Annotated in this window: 20 protein-coding genes; 8 read left to right on the top strand and 12 right to left on the bottom strand. The window is 39.4% G+C overall.

The features are described from left to right. Positions 1 to 14 precede the first annotated feature (14 nt). Complete coding sequence (locus NSU02_RS07340) at positions 15 to 1,049, bottom strand: hypothetical protein (RefSeq protein WP_066247941.1); 1,035 nt, start codon at positions 1,047 to 1,049, stop codon at positions 15 to 17. A gap of 243 nt (positions 1,050 to 1,292) precedes the next feature. Between NSU02_RS07340 and NSU02_RS07335 the strand changes: the two genes are divergently transcribed. The 3 genes from NSU02_RS07335 (at position 1,293) to motB (ending at position 5,144) form a co-directional block, all read left to right on the top strand. After that, entirely contained in the window at positions 1,293 to 3,413 is a 2,121-nt protein-coding gene (locus NSU02_RS07335) for an ATP-dependent Clp protease ATP-binding subunit (RefSeq protein ID WP_339195035.1), read from the top strand. 164 nt (positions 3,414 to 3,577) lie between these two features. Next, positions 3,578 to 4,372 (top strand): flagellar motor stator protein MotA, encoded by a 795-nt coding sequence (motA, locus tag NSU02_RS07330; protein ID WP_063389457.1) that lies wholly within the window; start codon positions 3,578 to 3,580, stop codon positions 4,370 to 4,372. Continuing rightward, complete coding sequence (gene motB, locus NSU02_RS07325) at positions 4,365 to 5,144, top strand: flagellar motor protein MotB (RefSeq protein ID WP_063389361.1); 780 nt, start codon at positions 4,365 to 4,367, stop codon at positions 5,142 to 5,144. The genes motA and motB overlap by 8 nt, the downstream gene beginning before the upstream one ends. A gap of 13 nt (positions 5,145 to 5,157) precedes the next feature. Here motB and NSU02_RS07320 read toward each other — a convergent pair whose 3' ends face one another. Further along, positions 5,158 to 5,604: a MarR family transcriptional regulator gene (locus NSU02_RS07320; RefSeq protein WP_063389362.1), complete on the bottom strand. Its 447-nt coding sequence runs from the start codon at positions 5,602 to 5,604 to the stop codon at positions 5,158 to 5,160. 173 nt (positions 5,605 to 5,777) lie between these two features. On the opposite strand from NSU02_RS07320, the gene NSU02_RS07315 reads away from it, so the two are divergent. Further along, positions 5,778 to 7,265: an ATP-binding protein gene (locus NSU02_RS07315; protein WP_339195032.1), complete on the top strand. Its 1,488-nt coding sequence runs from the start codon at positions 5,778 to 5,780 to the stop codon at positions 7,263 to 7,265. A gap of 205 nt (positions 7,266 to 7,470) precedes the next feature. On the opposite strand, the gene NSU02_RS07310 is transcribed toward NSU02_RS07315, so the two are convergent. Continuing rightward, positions 7,471 to 7,923: a hypothetical protein gene (locus tag NSU02_RS07310; protein ID WP_094245532.1), complete on the bottom strand. Its 453-nt coding sequence runs from the start codon at positions 7,921 to 7,923 to the stop codon at positions 7,471 to 7,473. An 88-nt stretch (positions 7,924 to 8,011) separates the two neighbouring features. On the opposite strand from NSU02_RS07310, the gene NSU02_RS07305 reads away from it, so the two are divergent. After that, entirely contained in the window at positions 8,012 to 8,743 is a 732-nt protein-coding gene (locus tag NSU02_RS07305) for a ZIP family metal transporter (RefSeq protein WP_063389365.1), read from the top strand. A 22-nt stretch (positions 8,744 to 8,765) separates the two neighbouring features. Here the strand turns inward: NSU02_RS07305 and NSU02_RS07300 are convergent, their stop codons facing one another. Together NSU02_RS07300 and NSU02_RS07295 are read right to left on the bottom strand one after the other, a co-directional pair. Next, positions 8,766 to 9,014: an aspartyl-phosphate phosphatase Spo0E family protein gene (locus NSU02_RS07300; RefSeq protein ID WP_066247934.1), complete on the bottom strand. Its 249-nt coding sequence runs from the start codon at positions 9,012 to 9,014 to the stop codon at positions 8,766 to 8,768. A 418-nt stretch (positions 9,015 to 9,432) separates the two neighbouring features. Beyond that, entirely contained in the window at positions 9,433 to 9,747 is a 315-nt protein-coding gene (locus NSU02_RS07295; RefSeq protein ID WP_094245531.1) for a YbjQ family protein, read from the bottom strand. A gap of 179 nt (positions 9,748 to 9,926) precedes the next feature. On the opposite strand from NSU02_RS07295, the gene NSU02_RS07290 reads away from it, so the two are divergent. Further along, on the top strand, positions 9,927 to 10,553 hold the full coding sequence (locus NSU02_RS07290; protein ID WP_063389368.1) for a 5-bromo-4-chloroindolyl phosphate hydrolysis family protein: 627 nt from the start codon (positions 9,927 to 9,929) through the stop codon (positions 10,551 to 10,553). A gap of 5 nt (positions 10,554 to 10,558) precedes the next feature. Further along, positions 10,559 to 11,719 carry a toxic anion resistance protein gene (locus NSU02_RS07285; protein WP_339195029.1) on the top strand — a complete coding sequence of 387 codons (1,161 nt, stop codon included), beginning with the start codon at positions 10,559 to 10,561 and terminating at the stop codon, positions 11,717 to 11,719. Between the two features lie 181 nt (positions 11,720 to 11,900). On the opposite strand, the gene NSU02_RS07280 is transcribed toward NSU02_RS07285, so the two are convergent. From NSU02_RS07280 to NSU02_RS07265, 4 genes are all read right to left on the bottom strand, one after another. Further along, positions 11,901 to 12,395, bottom strand: a complete 495-nt coding sequence (locus NSU02_RS07280; protein ID WP_063389369.1) for a methylated-DNA--[protein]-cysteine S-methyltransferase — start codon at positions 12,393 to 12,395, stop codon at positions 11,901 to 11,903. A gap of 1 nt (position 12,396) precedes the next feature. Further along, positions 12,397 to 14,253 (bottom strand): PAS domain S-box protein, encoded by a 1,857-nt coding sequence (locus NSU02_RS07275; protein WP_339195025.1) that lies wholly within the window; start codon positions 14,251 to 14,253, stop codon positions 12,397 to 12,399. Between the two features lie 298 nt (positions 14,254 to 14,551). Then, complete coding sequence (locus tag NSU02_RS07270; protein ID WP_044899598.1) at positions 14,552 to 15,925, bottom strand: IS1380-like element ISGsp2 family transposase; 1,374 nt, start codon at positions 15,923 to 15,925, stop codon at positions 14,552 to 14,554. 83 nt (positions 15,926 to 16,008) lie between these two features. Further along, positions 16,009 to 16,236 carry a PAS domain-containing protein gene (locus NSU02_RS07265; protein ID WP_339195023.1) on the bottom strand — a complete coding sequence of 76 codons (228 nt, stop codon included), beginning with the start codon at positions 16,234 to 16,236 and terminating at the stop codon, positions 16,009 to 16,011. A 174-nt stretch (positions 16,237 to 16,410) separates the two neighbouring features. On the opposite strand from NSU02_RS07265, the gene NSU02_RS07260 reads away from it, so the two are divergent. After that, the gene (locus NSU02_RS07260) at positions 16,411 to 17,412 is read left to right on the top strand and encodes an acyltransferase family protein (RefSeq protein ID WP_066247926.1); all 1,002 of its coding nucleotides are present in this window, start codon (positions 16,411 to 16,413) and stop codon (positions 17,410 to 17,412) included. A 284-nt stretch (positions 17,413 to 17,696) separates the two neighbouring features. Here the strand turns inward: NSU02_RS07260 and NSU02_RS07255 are convergent, their stop codons facing one another. The 3 genes from NSU02_RS07255 to NSU02_RS07245 are packed head-to-tail and all read right to left on the bottom strand — an operon-like array spanning position 17,697 to position 20,584. After that, entirely contained in the window at positions 17,697 to 18,416 is a 720-nt protein-coding gene (locus NSU02_RS07255) for a lactate utilization protein C (RefSeq protein WP_339195020.1), read from the bottom strand. Then, positions 18,413 to 19,846, bottom strand: coding sequence for a LutB/LldF family L-lactate oxidation iron-sulfur protein (locus tag NSU02_RS07250; protein WP_063389373.1), 1,434 nt, complete (start codon positions 19,844 to 19,846; stop codon positions 18,413 to 18,415). Before NSU02_RS07250 ends, NSU02_RS07255 begins: the two co-directional genes overlap by 4 nt. 18 nt (positions 19,847 to 19,864) lie before the next feature. Beyond that, entirely contained in the window at positions 19,865 to 20,584 is a 720-nt protein-coding gene (locus NSU02_RS07245) for a (Fe-S)-binding protein (protein ID WP_063389374.1), read from the bottom strand. Positions 20,585 to 20,666 lie beyond the last annotated feature (82 nt).

Raw genomic sequence — 20,666 nt, 5'->3', positions numbered from 1 at the left:
TCCCTACTATTTTATCATGATTTGTTATCGTCTGGAATTTTTTTGAACATTAATAATATGAAAAAGGCAATGCTCATATACCCGAACAGCGGATAAAGCGTGGAAATGAGCTTTCCGTATCCTATCAGGCTGACTAAATAACATAATAATAGGATGAAAATGACACCAGCGATTTTTGCCAAAGGCTTTTCCGATGATAATTGACGTTCCAAACCATACAGATTGCCGATCAACGATGAAAATATTTCTCCAAAAATAACAAGGATGTATATGTAATAAAAGCCTGAAAACAGCTGCTTGACAATTTCAGCCATTGGGATTTCAAAAAGCCCGGCGTCCGGCAAATGCAGAAGGGAGAAATAGCTGGAAAATAAAATGAAGCTTAATCCGAGACCGCCTACAACTCCGCCCAATTTAATGGCGCTTTCATCCTTTATTGCGTTTGCGAGCGGAACAAGTACAGCCTGAGCAAGAGAGAGATTAAAAGAAACATATAAAAAGCTTGATTTGACTGGTTGAAACACTCCATCCAACGATAAATCGATAAAATCACCCCTTATGATGGCTTCAATGGAGATGATCAGGCTAAACAAAATAAAAAGCGGAACAACCAATAGATTGACGGAAGACAGCCCTTTGACTCCAAACGAAATCACAGCAATGGAAAGCACAATCGTTAAAAAAATTCCAAATTGCTTTGAAAGCGACAGTTGCTCTTCAAAAATCGCCCCCGCCCCCGACAGCATGACCGATGTGATGCCAATCAGCATCATAAACATCAAGCCGTTGACTACATAAGCTGACAACGTCCCAAACAAAAATTGGTTCAACTGCAAATACGAAGATGCATTAATGCGTCTTCCGATCAACATCATTTTCGTTCCCAGCCAAACAAATAAAACGGCAGAACAAATAATTCCAACAATTCCTCCGGCGCCGTATTTTGAAAAAAACTCAACGATCTCTTTTCCCGTTGCAAACCCTGCACCGATGACAGTGCCGATATAGACAGAAGCTATTTGAAGTGCCAATACCCATTTATTGCTCATGTTTCACCCACCTTACTTTATCAACAATATATGGACAAGAAGGGAAAAAAAGACGAAAAAAATTTGTAAAAAAGACTTGAAAGTCAAAAAAGGTCAAAGTATAATAAAGTCAGAAAAGGTCAAACAGTGAATCTAACTATTGAATGATTGAGATTGTCTCTTTGATTCCAAAAGGTCAAAGAAAGTCAAAGAAGTTTCTTCTTTTGGTCAAAGTTAATCAAAGTCAAAAAGGAGGAATGTTATATGTTGTGTGAAAATTGCCAAGCAAGAAAAGCCAATGTTTTATTAAATGTACAAATCAATCACAACAAACAAGAAATGCGTCTCTGTCAAGAATGCTATCAACAATATAAACAAAAAATCCCAAGTGGTTTTTACGGATTTAGCGGTTTCGATGAATTATTTCAATCATTTATGCCAAACTCTTTTGAGAGCTTTGACCAAGCTGTTCAAGCACAACCGAAATCAGGGGGCGGAAAACAGAACGGCTTCCTCGATCAATTCGGCCGAAATTTAACGGATGCTGCAAAAGCTGGGTTGATTGATCCTGTCATCGGCCGCGATGATGAGGTAAGACGAGTGATTGAAATTTTAAATCGACGCAACAAAAATAACCCGGTTTTAATCGGAGAACCAGGCGTAGGGAAAACAGCTATTGTGGAAGGACTAGCCTTAAAAATTTCTCAAGGAGACGTTCCGCAAAAATTAAAAAATAAAGAAGTTTATTTGCTGGATGTTTCATCACTTGTCGCCAACACGGGAATTCGCGGACAATTTGAACAGCGGATGAAGCAGCTAATTCAAGAATTGCAAGCCCGGAAAAACATCATCCTGTTTATCGATGAAATTCATCTTTTAGTCGGCGCCGGTTCTGCGGAAGGTTCTATGGATGCCGGCAACATATTAAAGCCAGCGCTCGCCCGCGGTGAGCTTCAAGTTGTCGGAGCAACAACTCTAAAAGAATACCGGCAAATCGAAAAAGATGCAGCCCTTGAACGACGCTTCCAGCCGGTTATTGTGAAAGAACCTTCCATTGAAGAAGCGATCAGCATTTTAAAAGGAATTCAAGAAAAATATGAACAATACCATCAAGTCAAATATTCAGAAGATGCGATTAAAGCTTGCGTCACACTATCTCATCGATATATTCAAGACCGCTTTTTGCCTGACAAAGCCATCGATTTAATGGATGAAGCTGGTTCAAGATTAAACTTAAAAGCCGAGCCGGCTAATGAAGCAGACATCCACGAGCGGCTTAAACAAATTGCCCGTGAAAAAGAAAAAGCGCTAAAAGAAGAACGATACGAACTTGCAGCTAAGCTTCGCGATGAAGAAGCTGCCCTTGAAAAGCAGCTTGAACAAGGAAAGGACAAACAGCAAGCAATCGTTCAAGTAGAAGACATTCAAAAAATCATCGAAGAAAAAACCGGCATACCAGTCGGCAAGCTGCAAGAGGATGAGCAAGCAAAAATGAAACATTTAGAAGAAAACTTGGCGAAAAAAATTATCGGCCAAGAGGATGCTGTCCGGAAAGTGGCAAAAGCCATTCGCCGCAGCCGCGCTGGATTGAAAGCAAAAAACCGACCGATCGGATCCTTCCTGTTCGTCGGCCCGACTGGCGTTGGAAAAACGGAATTGTCGAAAACATTAGCTTTGGAGCTGTTCGGTTCAAAAGATGCCATGATTCGCTTGGATATGAGTGAATATATGGAAAAACATTCCGTTTCAAAATTAATCGGCTCGCCTCCAGGCTATGTCGGACATGAAGAAGCAGGACAATTAACGGAAAAGGTTCGTCGCAACCCTTACTGCATTATCCTGCTGGATGAAATTGAAAAAGCTCATCCAGATGTACAGCATATTTTCTTGCAAATATTAGAAGACGGACGCTTGACAGACAGCCAAGGCCGCACCGTCAGCTTCAAAGATACGGTCATTATTATGACCTCTAACGCTGGAGCAGGTGCAAAACAAGTTCACGTCGGTTTTAACAGCACGGTGGAAAAAGAATCAAGCATCCTTGAATCTCTCGGTTCATTCTTTAAGCCTGAATTTTTAAACCGTTTCGATGCCATTATCGAATTTAAGCCGCTTGATAAAGAAGATTATTTGAAAATAGTTGATTTGATGCTTGAAGAAGTTCGGAACACGTTGAAAGAACAAAACATTTCATTGGACGTAACAGAAAAAGCAAAAGAAAAATTGGTAGAAATCGGCTATCATCCATCCTTCGGCGCTCGTCCGCTTCGCCGCGTCATTCAAGAACATATTGAAGACAAAATTGCAGACATCCTTTTAGACGGTGAAGTGCACAATCATTTAATCGCCGACGTGGAAAATGAAGAAATTGTTATTCGTTCATAACAGCTGCCCTAACAGTCCATTAGGGCAGTTTTTTTATTCGGGAACAGCATCGCAAAAATCGATTCCGATGAATGTGTCGTTTATTTTTTTTATCAAATATAAAATTTTCGTCTTTCTTTGTCGATATAATAATTGAATATAGAAAGAAGAAGGATTTGATGAACATGGACAAAACATCAATTATCGGCATTTTTTTAGGAATTATGGCAATTATTGTCGGCATGGTTTTAAAAGGTGTCAGTCTTTCCGTTTTAATCAATCCGGCAGCTATCGTCATTATTATCATCGGAACGATTGCTGCGGTCGTTATTGCCTTTCCGACAAATGAAATTAAAAGAGTACCGAAATTATTCCGCGTCTTATTTAAAGACACACAAACTTATACGATTCAAGAGTTGATTGTCCTTTTCTCTGAATGGGCGCAAATCGCAAGGAAAGAAGGATTGTTGGCGCTGGAAGCTAAGCTTCAGGAAATAGATGACCCATTTTTAAAGACCGGTTTAAGCATGGCTGTGGACGGTCAGTCTGCCGAGTTCATCCGAGATGTTATGACAGAAGAAATCAATGCAATGGAAGAGCGGCATGAAGCAGGCGCCGCCATTTTTTCTCAGGCCGGCACGTATGCTCCGACTCTTGGCGTATTAGGGGCTGTATTAGGTTTGATTGCCGCACTAGCCAATTTGGAAAATATTGAGGAGCTCGGACATTCGATCAGCGCCGCGTTCGTTGCTACTTTGCTCGGAATTTTTACAGGTTATGTTTTATGGCACCCGTTTGCGAACAAACTGAAACGGAAATCCCAGCAGGAGGTGCTCGTCCGCCAAGTGATGATCGAAGGCATTCTTTCCATTTTAGAAGGACAGGCACCGCGGACGATCCAGCAAAAATTGGCATTTTATCTTCCTGAAAAAGAGCGGGCAAAGATTTCTGATGAAGGAAGTGTTGCGTCCGATGCGTAGTCGAAAAAAAAACCGCAATGATCATCATACAGATGAAAGCTGGCTTATTCCCTATGCCGATATTTTAACCCTTTTGCTTGCGCTCTTTATCGTCCTATTTGCTCTCAGTTCGATAGATGCCCAAAAATTTGAACGTTTGGCAAGAGCTTTCAATTCCAATTTTGACGGAGGCATAAGCGTTTTAGAATATCCGAGCCCTCTACCACAACAAGAAATGGAAAACATCGAAGAAAACAAACAAAATGGAAAAGTGCAAAATGAGCCTCATGACAATGATGAATCGGGAAACAGCGATCAAGAGGAATTAGCGGAAGTTCAAAATCGGTTTAATCAATACATTGAAGAAAACAACTTGAAAAACAATATTAAAACATCACTAAACGAAGAGGGTTTGTTAATCACGATTCGGGACGATATATTGTTTGATTCGGGCAGCGCCAAAGTGAGAAAAAAAGATGAAATTTTGGCTACTGACATTGCCAAAATGCTCGCCATGGGCAGTGCCCGCAACGTGGTTATCAGCGGACATACAGACAATGTACCGATTCATAATTCAAACTTTGATTCAAACTGGCATTTAAGTGTTATGAGAGCCGTAAATGTGATGAAAATTATTTTAGAAAACAAAAATCTCGACCCAAGCAAGTTCAGTGCTAAAGGATACGGCGAATACAAACCCGTCGCTTCCAATGATACAGCAGAAGGAAGACAAAAAAACAGACGGGTGGAAATTCTAATTCTTCCAAACAATAAAAAAGCGGAGCCGAATTAAGCCGGTTCCGCTTTCATTTTTCTTTCGCATGGTACCCTACTTTTTTTAATAGATTAATCGCTGTTTCCTTCTCATCTTCTGTCAAAATATTCACGATCGAATCAATCATCTCTTGATGAGAAGGAAAGATTTCTTCAATCCATTTTCTCCCCTTTTCCGTTATTGCCGCATATGTGACACGACGGTCTTTAGGGCATGCTTTTCGAACTAACAGCCCTTTTTGCTCTAATTTATCAATAACATACGTAATGCTGCCGCTAGCTAAAAGAATTTTTCCGCCGATTTGTTGAAGTGGCTGATCTCCTTTATGATACAAAAGCTCTAAAACGGCAAATTCCGTTAAGTTTAATCCATATGATTGAATGTGCTTGCTAACTTGATCATTCATTGCGCGATAAGCACGTGAAAGAACGATAAAAAATTTTAGAGATTTTTCAATACTGCTGTTTTCCTTAGCCAACTTTCATCATTCCTTTAGTATTTCAATGTCTTGAATTATAATAGTGAAACTTCTCATTATTGTCAATCACTGCATAGAAAATTTCAGAATAAAAAAACTTTTTTTAACCCGATCTTCTTTCAAAAGATCATGCTATAATAAAAAGGTTGATGAAAAAGAAGGAGTTTAAAGAAATGCTGGACTTAACACATCGCCATAAGGTTTTGCTTTACATTTTGATCGTAATCCTGCCCACTTTTCTGATTTCGTTTATCATATGGGAAAAACAAAAAAATATTCTCTTTTCGAAACATGAAAAAGAAGCCGTATATATGCTAGACATTCATCAAAGTCAAATTGACCGCTTAATCTCGGAAACAAAAACGAGAATGGAAACAATGGCGTTATTCATAGATCAAGAAAATAATCCAAACCAAATTCAAAGAGCTCTAAAAGAAACCCTACAACAAGAACCCCGCTTTACCGGCCTGTATATCGCAAATGCAGACGGAACAATAAAAATCGGCACTCAACCCGTTTCATTACATCATGACATCTCTTCGGAAAAATGTTTTCAATCTGCGCTCGCAACAAAAAAGACTGCTATTTCAGAAGTTCACGATAAAAAGCTTATCACGATCTGCACCCCGATTGTAAATCAGCAAAAAGATGTAAATGGCGTTTTATACGCCACATTAAGCATAAACTATATACAAAATATTATGAACGTACTGAGCCCAGATTTATATATCGTGGTGAGCGACACGAAGAACAACTTTCTTTTCAGTGCAGGCGAAAAAGAAAAGGACTCTTCCGAAAAATCTGTTCAAACTGATATTACCCAGCTTCCATGGGTGCTGAAAGCGTCGGTCGCTCCGGTCAAGCCGTTGGAAATCTCTCAAGTTGTTTTAACTTATGCCGCCATTGTATACATTTTTTTTAATATTATTTTTTTGTTGATCCAATATTATTTGCTGAAACGTAAAGCAAGATTGGAAGAAGAAAAAATTAAAGCGCAAAAGCTTGAACTGGTCGGTACTCTCGCTGCCAGCACAGCGCATGAAATTCGGAATCCTTTAACTGGAATTAGCGGGTTTATTCAACTGTTAAAGAAAAAATATCAATCAGAAGAAGATCAGCATTATTTTTCCGTCATAGAAAAAGAGATCGACCGAATCAATGAGATTGTGAGCGAATTTCTCGTTCTCGGGAAACCAACTGCTCATCAACACAAGCCTTATGACTTAAATCAAATTATAGACGAAGTCATGCCAATCATTAAATCGGAAATCAATCTCCATCGAACAAATTTTCAAGTTCATATGGATCGTCGCGACCCTATTCGAATTTATTGTACAAAAGACCATATTAAGCAAGTTCTGTTAAATTTAACGAAAAATGCTTTAGAAGCAATGGACATGAACGGATCATTAGAATTGATTGTCAAAAAAGAAGCAAATCTTGCAGTTATCAAAGTGATCGATACAGGGAAGGGGATTCCTGAAAAAATGATGGAAAAAATTTTTGATCCATTTTTTACGATGAAAGACAGCGGCACCGGACTTGGACTGGCAATATGCAAACGCATTGTCGATATGTATGACGGCACCATTGAGATTGAAAGCAAATTGAATGTCGGCACAACCGTGACGATAAAGCTGCCGCTATCAAATAAAAGCTGAAGCTCGATGTGATTCGTAACTAGGCGAAAAACAGCCTTCTTGTTCTAATGTAAGCCGCATCTAAAAATGCTTGATGATGCATTTGATGCAGGATTGGTAGAAACCGATGAAAGCGACGGTTTCTACCTTCTTTTATCTATTTTTGAATCAAAAACCGATTAGAGGATCGGGGCTAAAAAATGCTGAGTCGTACCCAATCATTTTCTTATGATGAATGATATCTTGACATGCGGCTTCCGCTTTTTCCTTTTCTTCCTTTTTGAGAACGTGTTTTTCCCATTATTTTTACTGCACCTTTATAAACGATATAAATGCTCAAAAAAGCGAAGAACAGAGCGAGAAATCCCCATAGTCCTTGCACAATATCTTCAAATTCCATATTTCCTCTATTCGTTATTTTTTGTTGAATCTCAATGGCAAACACTATGACAACTAGTACGGTCATTGTATAAATAAACGATATACATAAAATGCCGAATTTTGCTATATATTTAAATACCACATGTGTAATGAAAAAGATAACCATGCCGAAAATGCCGATGATCCAAAAATGCAGCTGTTTATCTGTTAATTGAAAACCAGCCATTTCTACCAAATGGATAATATTATCATGAAAATCATTAATCAGTTCTACAATAAACAAGAGCGCTTCTTTCATATAAAATCTCCTTCTATTGATAAAATAACAAATCTATTATAAAACATTATTATCAAAATTTATTTTTTCTGAAAAGGGGTACGATTTTATGTACGACGTATATATTGGGAGTTTTTTATCAGCAATGTCTACAGGTTTAGGGGCTGTCCCGATTCTTTTTTTGCAAAAAACGATTAAACATAGAGGAAGAGATTTATTATTAGCATTCAGCGCTGGAATTATGATGGCTGCTTCCATGAGGGGGTTGATACCTGAAGCATTAGCAAACGGAAATATAATGAAAATGTGCATCGGATTAATACTTGGAGTGCTTATATTAACAATTTTAGAGAAAAATATTCCTCACATTGAACTGGAGCATACGAAAGAAGGAATACAATTTGACGAAAAAGCATTGCTCATTATCTCGGCGATCACCTTACATAATCTCCCGGAGGGTCTATCTGTTGGAGTAAGTTATGCCTCAGAGAAACAAGATTTAGGTCATCTAATTGCTCTTGCAATCGGGCTGCAAAATGCACCAGAAGGCTTATTAGTTGCGCTTTTTTTAATCAATCAGAACATTTCCCGCATCAAAGCCTTTTTCATTGCAACGTTGACAGGAGCGATCGAGATTGTCACATCTCTAATAGGGTTTTATTTAACAACATTTGTTGAATCTTTAGTTTCTTACGGTCTTGCTTTTGCTGCAGGAGCAATGCTTTTTATCATTTATAAAGAATTGATTCCGGAAAGCCACGGCGATGGTCATGAATTGACTTCGACATATTCTTTTATTTTCGGAATTTTATTTATGATTGTGCTGACTGAACTTTTTTAAGCTTGTCAAATATGTGTTTTCTTTATTTTTCAACCGTTGCAACAAAAGGATTTGTTAATGTCCATTTCATAGGGTGGAAAATCGATTGATTTTTCTCATCGCTGCTTACCATTTGCTGGTATTTGTTTAAAAGCTTGTCCAGTTCTTGGCTCAGCTCAATCGTCTCTTTGCTGTTCATACCGTTTATTTGAGCCATTTCAATCATTTTTTGCCTTTTTATTATGATTTCTATGAACAGCTTTTCTTTGCGCAGCTCTTCTTCCGTTGCCATTTCTCATATCCTCCTTCCAAATCTCGCGGTCTAAAGACACGCACTCGGTTATTATTACAGATTCTACTATTTTTGTAAATAGATTCGCAAATTTAGACAATATTTTTACACAAGTATTTGACAATCCTCTTTAATATTTACGTAAGGAGGATTGTCAAAACATTCATACAGTCATAAAAAGCTTATCCAAAAGCCTTTTTAAAAGAAAAAATTCGACTTCTTTTTTACTTGCTGACAGCAGACCAAAGCTTATTGCCTCAATAACCGCTGCCGTTTTATAGGTCGGAGGACAATATTTGAGCAATGATAAGATGCTTGTTTTCTATTTAAAATATTGTCGGAAATTTCTTTCCTTTCATTAAGAAAAGCTGCGCTTATTTCTATCATCACAACGACAAGCCTAAAAAACAGCGCAATTTTATCGGATTTTTACAGCTGTTCCAGTTGCTACAACCATCATCATCCCATCTCGTAATGTTTCAAAGTCAAGATCCACTCCAATCACAGCATTGGCTCCCAGATTTTTAGCTTTCGCTGTCATTTCTTCAATAGCTACTTCCCTTCCTTCTGAAAGCTTGCTTTCATATGCGCCGCTCCTGCCGCCGACAATATCCGTAATGCCTGCCAAAAAATCGCGGACAATGTTTGCCCCAAGAATGGTTGTACCGCTGACAATCCCCAAGTATTCTTCAATTTCCTTTCCTTGCAAAGAATTGGTTGTTGTAATAATCATGGATTTCCCTCCATTATTTATTTTTGTACTTTATTACGTTTGAAAAAACGTTTCGTTCCATTCCGATTCACAAATCATTCTACTTTTTCTCTAAATTGTAGTAAAATTGTAGTAAAAAGCGAAACCTTGCTTTCCGTTTGTTCGTAAATTTATTAAACAATGCTGACAGGGGTAGGATCATGAAATCGATATTCTTGTTTTTCATAAGAAGTTTTATTGCTGTTTGTTCGATGTCTGTTCTTTGGTTTGCCTTGTTTTTAGGATTTGACCAAGCTTTCATTCAATCGTCTTTGTATGCTGTTGCAGGCGGTATTATCGTCTATTATATCACCAAATGGCTGCAAAAAAGAAATTGGCTGAAGCAAAACGGATTGACAGCCAGTGAATACAAATATGTACAGGAAAATTTAAAAGAAGCAAGACAAAAAATTGCCCGACTGCAGCGCACCTTATTTAGAGCCCGATCGCTCGGAACGATTCAGCAGCTAGTCGAAGCAATCAGACTTTCCAAACGTATATATCATGTCGTTGAAAAGGAGCCGAAACGCTTCTATCAAGGCGAATCATTCTTTTTCTATCATTTAGATTCTTGCGTGGAGCTTGCAGAAAAGTATACGTTTCTTTCCGCCCAGCCGATCCGCGATCAGAACGTTAAATCATCATTGGAAGAAACGAAACAGATGTTGAATCAAATTTGCGAATCATTGGAGAAAGATTTAATCACCGTTTTATCGAATGATATCGAACATCTTCAATTTGAATTAAATGTTGCGAAAAAACAAACAACGAAATGGAAAGATAGGTGATTACGTTGGAAGAAAAGAAAGAGTTGGATCTATTAGATGATCTATTAAAGGACCCATTTGGAGAAAAAGAAGATAAGCCCGCATCACCTTTAGCAGTCGGCGAAGAAGAACAGCCGAAAAAATTTATCGACATGCTCTCACAGGAGCATAAAGCAAAGGCTGCACAGCTGGCAGCTCAAATTGATTACAAAAACCGGCATTCGATCGTCCAATTTGGGGCTTCCGCTCAGCAAAAGCTCTCCAGTTTTTCCCACGAAATGCTGGACTATGTTCAAAAAAAGGATATCGGGCCTATAGGCGATATTTTAAAAGAGCTGATGAGCAAACTCGAACAAGTAAACCCGGAAGAATTAAAACCGGAAAAACGAAACTTCTTCTCTCGTCTTTTCAAGAAAATATCTAGTTCGATCAATGAAATTTTATCCAAATACCAAAAAATCGGGGCACAAATCGAACGCATTACAGTCCGGCTGGAAAATTCAAAAAAAGCGCTGATGTCCGATATTCAATTGCTCGATCGTTTATATGAGCATAATAAGGAATACTTTCACGCGCTAAACATTTACATCGCTGCTGGTGAATTAAAATTGGAGGAACTCCATACAAAAGTAATACCGGAATTGCAAAAAAAAGCGGAAGCAACTGGAGATCAAATGGCGGTTCAAGAAGTAAACGACATGCTTCAATTTGCTGATCGGTTGGAAAAACGGATCCATGATTTAAAGCTATCTAGGCAAATTACAATCCAAACGGCTCCGCAAATCCGGATGATTCAAAATATGAATCAAACATTAGCGGAAAAAATCCAATCCTCCATTTTGACGTCTATTCCTTTATGGAAAAACCAAATTGCGATCGCTCTCACCTTATATCGGCAAAAAGGAGCACTGGAGGCCCAAAAGCAAGTGACGAAAACGACGAACGAGCTGCTTTTGAAAAATGCAGAAATGCTGAAAGCAAACACAATTGAAACAGCCAAGGAAAATGAACGAGGCATCGTCGATATTGAAACGTTGAAAAAAACACAGGACGACCTAATTTCAACAATCGAAGAAACGCTCAGGATCCAACAGGAAGGACGTCTAAAAAGGCAGCAGGCTGAGCAAGAACTAATGCAGCTCGAGAAAGACTTAAAAACGAGACTATTGCAATTTAAACAAGAATAAAAAAGACAAACCGGGATGATTTTTATAGAGGAAAGATTTTACACATATACAGCTGTTGAGTGATTTCGTCCAAGCTTTTTTAAATGCTCATGCAGAACCGGCACGGCATTTACATCATATAAACAGCAAATTTTTTAAAAACTCTGCGCAGGCATCGCAGAGTTTTTCATTTTGAAAGGTTCTATGATGCCCAATTTTTGCATTGCTCTAATTGCAGCAAAAAAGCTTTTTTATCCGTTTGATTGCCTGCATAGCCTACAAGTGCTCCGTTTTTGCCAATCACCCGATGGCAAGGAATTATGATCGGGATAGGATTCGCTTTATTGGCTTGTCCAACTGCCCGAACAGCTTTCGGATTTCCGATCCCATCTGCAACATATTGATAGCTTCTAGCTTCACCGTATGGAATGTTCATCAACTCTTTCCATACTTTTTGCTGAAATGAAGTGCCTTTTGGAAAAATGGGAAGGGAAAATATTTTTCGTTTCCTTTGAAAATATTCCTTAAGCTGTTTCGCTGCCTCTTCCAATAGATCCGTTTTATGTTCCACAACTTTTGAAGATGCCAGAAGCTCTGTAAGCTCCTGCTCGTCCATCAACAAAGAGACAATTCGATTCTTTTCCTCTATAATCCCGATCGTTCCAATAGGGCTGTTCATTGTATGCAAAAAGTACATCCTACACACCTTCTTGACCATTGATAGGGAGCGAAATATAAAATGTCGTTCCATACCCTACTTTGCTTTTGACATCAATTTTCCCATTGTGCTCTTTAATAATTTTGTAGCTTACCATAAGACCTAGACCTGTTCCCCGCTCTTTCGTTGTATAAAACGGCTCCCCAAGCCGCTTCAGTTTATTTTTTGGAATGCCTGGCCCTTCATCTTGAATGGAAATTTGAACCCGGTGATCATCTTCTTTTGTGATCGAAACATAAATATTGCCTCCATTTGGCATCACTTCGATTGCATTTTTTAATATGTTAATAAAAACTTGTTTTAATTGATTGGGTTCGCAAAATATATCCGGCACTTCCCCGTAGTCTAAATGAATTTGCACATTTACTAGAATAGCCTGTGCATTTAATAATTCTATCGTATCTTTCATGATTTTCACAATATTTTTTTGTTCAAATCGAACAGCTTGAGGCTTCGCCAAAATAAGAAATTCATCAATGATTGATTCAATTCGCTTCAGCTCAGAAGTAATGACATTGAAATACATGGAATAATCTTCTTTTATGCTTCCTTGCAGCAGCTGGATAAATCCTTTTAACGCTGTCATTGGATTGCGGATTTCATGGGCTATTCCGGCTGCCAATTCCCCAACAATATTGAGAGTGTCCGATTTTCTCAGCCGCTCTTCGATTTCTTTTCTTTCAGTGATATCGCGAAATATAACTAAATTCATATTTTCAATAATGTGGCGTTTAAATGAACATTCGAGAATTCTTTCCTGCTTATTTTTCACCGTAATCGCAAATTCTTTCGTCAACCCATCCATTTTCCAATCACTTTTAAAATGAATGGGAAAAAATCGGAATATGCAATCACGTCCAATTTGGTCTTGTGTTAATCCTAAAATTTGCATTGCAGCAGGATTGGCATCAACAATCAACCAATCATCATTAAACAGAAGAATGCCGTCCATCGCTCCGTTAAACACATTCCGGAATTTTTGTTCACTTTCACGCAATTCTTTTTCCATTCGTTTCCGGTCGCTGATATTTCGCAATATGGTCATATGGGTTTTTTCCTTCGGGTTGTATTTTGATGTGAATTCGAGCTGCTTCTTTTGTCCGTTCGGCATGTAAAACATTAATTCTTCCCGGATGGCACCGGATTTTAAATATTCATCTTTCACCTGCAAAAACTTTGGATCATTTGCATTGATAAATCGCATTAAATTGCTTTTCAACAGTTCATCAAAGGGGAGTTCAAATATGCGGCAAGCCCATCGATTCGCGCGTATAATATTTCCAAAATGATCCCAAATAAGGATGGCATCAAGAGCATTTTCAAAAATTTCTCTAAACCTTTCTTCACTCTTCAAAATTTGCTGTTCCATAAGCCTCTTCTCTGTAATATCGCGCAATATCGACATGTAAAATCCGTGTAAAATGTTTGACGTGGTCGTAAATTCAAAAATTTTTCGCGTTCCGTCTTTTAATCGGACAGGCATTTCTCCTTTCATTTTTCCTTTTTCAAACAATACTTCATAAAAATATTTTTTCATTTTCTCATCTTCGATAAAATCTGAAAATTTATAGTTTTTGAGTTCATCACTCGGAATGCAAAAGCTTGTACAAAATGATTGATTGGCATCTATAATAAATCCTTCGTAATCAAAAATGACAATGCCGTCAACAGCACGGTCAAATAAATCCGGAAACAGCTGTTCATTGATCGATCGTTCCTGTTCAAGAATTTTTTTCGAAGAAACATCCCGAAAAATAGCAAGATTGTATGTGCCGTAAATGTTCTCAATGATGCTGTATTCAACATATTTGATTCGGCCGTTTTCCAGTTTTAACATGAGTTCCGCATATTGCTGTTTTTCATGATCAGAAAAATTTTTTATAAATTCGTTTCCTGGCAGAGCTGCTACAAAATCATCTATCGACTTCCCTGAATCCGTGATGAATTGAAATCGACTTTGATTTTGTTGTAATTTTGATGGATTGATAATCCATAAAACCCCTTTTATGCTTATGACCTATGTCATCTCTATTTCCGAAAATGGAACAAATCTCTTTTTTAGGTATACGAACCAAAAAAATAGACAAAAAAGCACAGGGAGTGACGTTGGACATCAGTGCCCGAACATTCGTTCGTTATCTTGCCTCTCTCCATTTCTGATAGACGTTCAGTAGGGGCTCGCTATAGCCACTCCTTCGCGTCAGTTTCATCCAGATCTGTCGTGATCGACGGACGAGTCGCCCTGCCATCGTGATCACCGTCTGAATAATCGTCTTGATGCGGCGGCGTTTCACTTTGTGGTGCAACGGATGTCTCGGATCGCTTAATAGATCTTGTCCAATCAGACGAAGAAGATTGTAAACGAAGGCTCCCATGACCAACACGAGCGCATTCGTTTTCATCTTCCCAGATGGAAGCCGCTCTAAATCTAAGTCGCTCTTCAGTTCGCTATGAAACTGTTCGCATGTCGCATGGTCATGATACAACGCGAGCACATCGCTCATTCGAACATGCTCGTATCCTTTGAGCCGCACCCAATAGCTTTCCACTTCATAATCAGGAACGAGCATCAGCTGTCCATTGCGTTCCATCGTCCGTTCCGTCACTTGGGTGACTTGAACGTACGTATACGTGTTTCCATCGATCGCTGCCTTCTGTGGAAGGCATAGCTCATAGGTTTGTACTCCTTCGCTTTGTCCATCATCGACACGTTTGCCCTTTTGCGAAGCGATCTGGAACCAAAGCGCTTTCGATTCTCGGCGTAAGTTTCGCTTGATGACAAAGTCCACGTCTTCCTTTAGGCATACGTGCACATTCGCTTCTGCATCGTTTCCTGCATCCATGCGAACAAGCAGACGAGATGAAGTCAGTTGACGAGCTCGACGGATAGCGGTGACTAAAAACGAGGGCATGTTGTCTTGCACATGTTGTTTCCCTGGACGCAACTCGGCATGAACGAGATACCCTTCCTTCCCTGCATACGCAAACAACGGTGTAAAACCGTCAAATCCTTTATACGTTCGACTGACTCCTTCTTTTTTCGTATCGGAGTTGTCAAATGGGGAACCATCTATATCAAGGGGAAGCCATGTCGTCTTTCCTTTGGTCCAACAAGGGGACAAAGTGGCATGTCGTTGAATCAACAGACGTATGGACTCCTCCCAAAGAATCGTTTCGGTCATCGGAAGACAAGCGAGCTGATCGAGTCGTTGTCGCAAGGTTGGAGAGGAAGGCACGTGCTGAATCCCCATCGATGCCGAAAAGATATCGTCCTGACGATACGCTTCGATATGATCGAAATCCGTTTTTCCTGTGGCAAGCAAGCCAATCATCGAGCGAATGACATCGCTATGGGAAATGTGCACTTCTCGACGAACCGTTGGAAGCCGAAGTGCGTTTACCCGTTTATCCAGTTTCGTTCGATGGAGTAAGTAGCCAACGAGAGCAAGCCCAGCACTTGGGGTAATCGCTTCATCTGTCAATACAAACCGAATCGGGAAATCTTTCATCACATCACCTACTTGATGAAGAATCGTCAACGTCGTTTTCCCTTATCGTATCAACGGTTTGCGACCATTGTAAAGATGTTTTGTCACGGATTCAGGGACTTCTCTAGTATGACTTCTTTTTCCATTTCAAAAAGGCGGCATGCTGACTGATTTACTTGAAAAAACTTGCCGTGATGATCTAAAAGCACCATAGCATCTACTGATCGATCGAAAATTTCGTAATATTTTTTTAATTTTTCATTTTCTTGTTGCGCTTTTTTTAAAGGCTTTGCCAACAAATCTTCTTCAATGGCTGCAATGTTTTGCTTCAAACTTCCCACCTCTCATTTTAACACTCTCAATATATTTACATTTTCTACAAATTACGTTAGAATCCTTCATGCACTGTCAATTTAGTCAATTCGATGTACCTTTCAGTACGACTGTTTACAAAATGTTGAATTTGTCTTATATTTTAAATCGAAACTTTTTTTGAAGGTGATAACATGAATGAGAGGAACAGCTACTTTGATAACGCCAAGTTTATATTAATTCTTCTTGTCGTGTTCGGCCATTTTATTCGATCGATGATTGAAGACAATTACATTATGATGAACATATACAAATTTATTTACACGTTTCATATGCCTGCGTTCATTTTAATTTCCGGCTTTTTTGCCAAAGGGTTTAACAAACAGGGATACGTTAAAAAAATAGCCAAAAAACTCATTTTGCCATATTTCATTTTTCATGGCATCTATACAGTTTATTATGTTTTGATTAAAGGCGACAATCTGCTCCATTCAATTGATCCTTTGAATCCGCACTGGTCCCTCTGGTTTTTAATAAGTTTGTTTTTCTGGAACGTCATGCTGATCCCGTTTTCTAAATTGAATAAATTGGTCGCTTTAGGACTTTCGTTCTTTATCGGTATTGCAGCTGGATATTTTGATTTCATCAGCAACTATTTGAGCTTGTCACGTACACTAGTCTTTTTTCCTATTTTTTTAATAGGTTTTTATTTAAAGAAAGAACATTTTGCCATGATGACGAAGCTGCCTGCAAGATCTTTAGGGGCAAGTGCTCTGTTGCTTACATTTGTGACGTATTTCTATTTGCCTTTTGAGTATGAGTGGCTGTTCGGTTCCATGCCTTATTCAGCTTTTGGCGAAACGGATATCTTTTCAGGGCTGGTGCGGCTCGGATTTTATTTTCTTACTTTGATTACGACGTTCGGATTTTTCTCGTTAATACCGAAAAAGCGTCAATTTTTCACTGAATGGGGCACAAGAACTTTTTACGTTTATTTATTGCACGGATTTATCATTCAATCGTTCAGAGACAGCGAACTTGAAAGCTGGCTTACAGAAATAGAAAGCATCACGGTATTCGCCATTGTTTCAATTGTCGTTACATTCTTGCTGTCGAGCCGCTTTGTCAAAACGATCGCACAGCCAATCATTGAACTTCGAGCGACAATGCTAAAAAAAATAGTAAAAGGCTTATAAGACCGGGGCTGACGCACACAGACAGTCACATCACATAAATAGAACGGCTTCTAATAGCTTTTCAGAAATAGGTCTTTTCTACAGTCCGAGATGCTGAAACAACAATCTAGAGTAGTTAGAGAAATAACTTCAAAGGCGTCGCAGTTCCTAAACTTTCTAACTTTAAAAACAAGTCATAAGTCAGAGGTCCTAGCGGGGTATGGAAAATTCGAACATTTGCCAAAAAAATCTGGCGAGGCCCCTCGATGGACTTCGCCAGATGTTCAATTTTTTAGTCAATCCATTCAGCAATCTTCAATAATGAGATAGGCTGTTTTAATTGGCCCATGTAAGCCAACCACTAAGTTCATTTCAATATCCGCTGAATTGCTCGGTCCTGTAATAAAATTAATGCAGGAAGAAATCGTTTCGCCTTTTTCCACCATTTGATGAAATTTTCTGGCGGCCTGTGTCATTCTAGGGAGGATCGTGCTTTTCGGAATAATGGAAATATACGTTGTCGGCAAAAGGCTGACCGCCCTTCCTTTCCCTCCCCCATTCAACAAGACAACCGTTCCGGATTCAGCCAGTGTATAATCGCTGAACGTAATTCCGATATTTGCTCTTTCCGCAATTTGAATATTTTCTTTTCCAAGCTCAGGATCCCATATATGCACGTCTGTTCCTTCGTTTGGCAATTCCTCCAATAAAAAAGGCATCAGCCCGAATGCTTCAAACCGATGATCGTCCCACGTCACAATCGGACCGCCTCCATAAAAAGCAATCACCTCTTTCAGCGTATTTTTCAATGATTTGGAAGTCGTTCTGTATACATCGACATGAACATTTTTACATTGTTTTATAAATGCATCAACCAGTTCGTCGGAAGAATAACCAGCAAGTGTTTTTTCTTGAGGGTGAAATGACCAGCTGGGCCGTTCCACCCCTTCCTTCCGGGAATTTCGTCCTAACCTTTGAGCTATCATCTGCAAAAACGAATCTCGATTTTGAATCGTTCCGTTCATGAACGATCACCACTTTCTTTTTTACGATTGTGAAACCATTCGCGAAAGCTGTTTTTTTCCGGTGCCGGGAAATCACGTATGGACGTCCAATTTTTCAAAGGACCTGGTCCATTGGAAATTTTCCCGTCTTTCGAAAACGGTTTGAGGGCTGCTGGCGCCAGTTTTGTTCCCCACTGATACAGTTTTTGATTCGATGCTCCTATTCCAAATGCCTTCATCGCCAGCTTCTCGCTTATTGGCGCTCGTCCTTCCCGCTCGACAATTACTTGCCGATGCTTATGGAGAAGTTCATGAAGCGGAATTTTTACGGGGCATGCTTCCGTACAAGCGGCACATAGTGTGGAAGCATAAGGCAATTCCTTAAAATCATCATAACCACCAAAAAGCGGCGTCAATACAGCGCCAATCGGACCTGGGTAAATCGATCCGTACGAGTGGCCGCCTATATGCCGATATACAGGACAGACGTTAATGCACGCTGCACAACGAATGCATTGAAGAACAGGCTGGAATTCAGTTCCTAAAATTTTGCTTCGTCCGTTATCAACAATCACCAAATGGAATTCTTCCGGTCCGTCAACATCCTCTTTTTGTTTCGGACCAGTTAAAACCGTTATATAGCTCGTTAATTTTTGACCGACTGCACTCCTTGTCAAAAGACTGACAAGCACATCAAGTTCTTCGAATGTTGGAACTATTCTTTCCATCCCCATGACAGTTATTTGTGTTTTCGGAATGGTCGTCACCATGCGGGCATTTCCCTCATTTGTCACTAAACAAAACGATCCGGACTCGGCAATGGCAAAATTGCATCCTGTGATGCCGACATCCGCTGTTAAAAATTCCTCCCTAAGCATTTTTCTCGCATGGAGTGCAAGCTCCTCAGGCTTTTCTGTTTTCTCATACCCAAGTTTTCGCTGAAACACATCTCGAATTTGTTCCTTATTTTTATGCAGGGCTGGGGCTACAATGTGCGAAGGCGGATCATGATCATCAATCTGCAATATATATTCGCCTAGATCCGTTTCAATAACTTCACAGCCCGCTTCCTCCAAACATTGATTCATATGAATTTCTTCCGTCACCATCGATTTCGATTTGACAATTTTGCGAGCCTTTTTTTTCTTGATAACGCTTTGGATGTAATCGTTCGCTTCCTCCGCTGTTTGAGCAAAAAAAACATGTCCGCCCCTTTTTGCAACATTTTCGCTTAACTGGTGTAAATAATAGTCCAAATTTTCCAATGTATGCTTTCTGATTTGTTCACCGAGCGATCTCCATTCTTCCCAATTGCCAAGCTCTTCAGCAGCTTCCAGACGTCTTTTTCTCAGCCTTTCTTGAGCATCTTGGACTGCATTTCTCATAAAATCGTTTTCAATATTTTTTTGCACCCTTTGATCAAACGGCTGATCCGAAATTTTCATTGCCATCCTGCTTTCCCCCCTCCATTATTCGATACTGTTTAACACCTCAGCAATGTGCATGACCTTCACTTGTTTATTTTTCCGGCTTATTCTCCCCCCGATATTCATTAAGCAGCCGCAGTCTGCCCCGATTAAATAGTCGGCATCGGTTTCCTCAATATGCCGAACTTTTTCATCAACCATTTGTTCAGATATTTGTTCCATTTTGACGGAAAACGTTCCGCCAAAGCCGCAGCAATCATATGCATTTGGAAGCGGAACCAATTCAAGCCCCTTCACGTTTGCCAGCAATTTAAATGGTGCCTCCTGAACTCCAAGAAGACGGGTCATATGACATGATGTATGATAGGTTGCTTTTCCTTTTAATGTTGCGCCCACATCTTCCAAATTTAAAACATCTACAATAAACTGTGTTAATTCATACGTCTTATTTGCAAGCTTTTGCGCCTTTTCTTTCCAAACCGGATCTTCATCAAAAATGTGCGGATATTCCTTAAACATCGTGGCACATGATCCGGAAGGTGTGACAACATAATCGGCATGTTCAAAGGTGAGAATCATATTTTTCATCGCTTCTTTTGCCGCTTGAACATATCCGCTGTTATAGGCAGGCTGTCCGCAGCAAATTTGACTTTCCGGAAATTCTACTTCGCATCCAAGTCTTTCTAAAAGCTCAACTGTTGCTTTGCCTACTGAACCGTTAAATACATCCACTAAACATGTGACAAATAATGAAACTTTCAATTTGCTCCCCCCGCCTTGTGAAACAGTTTCAACTAAGATGTAACCCTTTTCTTTTCACTTTATCGCTTTTTTTATCTTTAGT

Source organism: Aeribacillus sp. FSL W8-0870, from assembly GCF_037963755.1.
Taxonomy (GTDB): Bacteria; Bacillota; Bacilli; order Bacillales; family Aeribacillaceae; genus Aeribacillus; species Aeribacillus composti.
Note: the sequence above shows the minus strand (reverse complement) of the source record. Positions and strands in the feature narration are given on the sequence as shown.

What these genes read in the sequence shown, in the direction of transcription:
- NSU02_RS07260 (WP_066247926.1), top strand. Translation starts at nt 16,411, where the DNA reads ATGAATGAGAGGAACAGCTACTTTGATAACGCCAAGTTTATATTAATT.
- NSU02_RS07310 (WP_094245532.1), bottom strand. Translation starts at nt 7,923, where the DNA reads ATGAAAGAAGCGCTCTTGTTTATTGTAGAACTGATTAATGATTTTCAT.
- NSU02_RS07340 (WP_066247941.1), bottom strand. Translation starts at nt 1,049, where the DNA reads ATGAGCAATAAATGGGTATTGGCACTTCAAATAGCTTCTGTCTATATC.
- NSU02_RS07335 (WP_339195035.1), top strand. Translation starts at nt 1,293, where the DNA reads ATGTTGTGTGAAAATTGCCAAGCAAGAAAAGCCAATGTTTTATTAAAT.
- NSU02_RS07275 (WP_339195025.1), bottom strand. Translation starts at nt 14,253, where the DNA reads ATGTTAAAACTGGAAAACGGCCGAATCAAATATGTTGAATACAGCATC.
- NSU02_RS07255 (WP_339195020.1), bottom strand. Translation starts at nt 18,416, where the DNA reads ATGAACGGAACGATTCAAAATCGAGATTCGTTTTTGCAGATGATAGCT.
- NSU02_RS07250 (WP_063389373.1), bottom strand. Translation starts at nt 19,846, where the DNA reads ATGGCAATGAAAATTTCGGATCAGCCGTTTGATCAAAGGGTGCAAAAA.
- NSU02_RS07315 (WP_339195032.1), top strand. Translation starts at nt 5,778, where the DNA reads ATGCTGGACTTAACACATCGCCATAAGGTTTTGCTTTACATTTTGATC.
- NSU02_RS07295 (WP_094245531.1), bottom strand. Translation starts at nt 9,747, where the DNA reads ATGATTATTACAACAACCAATTCTTTGCAAGGAAAGGAAATTGAAGAA.
- NSU02_RS07300 (WP_066247934.1), bottom strand. Translation starts at nt 9,014, where the DNA reads ATGGCAACGGAAGAAGAGCTGCGCAAAGAAAAGCTGTTCATAGAAATC.
- NSU02_RS07305 (WP_063389365.1), top strand. Translation starts at nt 8,012, where the DNA reads ATGTACGACGTATATATTGGGAGTTTTTTATCAGCAATGTCTACAGGT.
- NSU02_RS07270 (WP_044899598.1), bottom strand. Translation starts at nt 15,925, where the DNA reads ATGAAAGATTTCCCGATTCGGTTTGTATTGACAGATGAAGCGATTACC.
- NSU02_RS07280 (WP_063389369.1), bottom strand. Translation starts at nt 12,395, where the DNA reads ATGTACTTTTTGCATACAATGAACAGCCCTATTGGAACGATCGGGATT.
- NSU02_RS07290 (WP_063389368.1), top strand. Translation starts at nt 9,927, where the DNA reads ATGAAATCGATATTCTTGTTTTTCATAAGAAGTTTTATTGCTGTTTGT.
- motB (WP_063389361.1), top strand. Translation starts at nt 4,365, where the DNA reads ATGCGTAGTCGAAAAAAAAACCGCAATGATCATCATACAGATGAAAGC.
- motA (WP_063389457.1), top strand. Translation starts at nt 3,578, where the DNA reads ATGGACAAAACATCAATTATCGGCATTTTTTTAGGAATTATGGCAATT.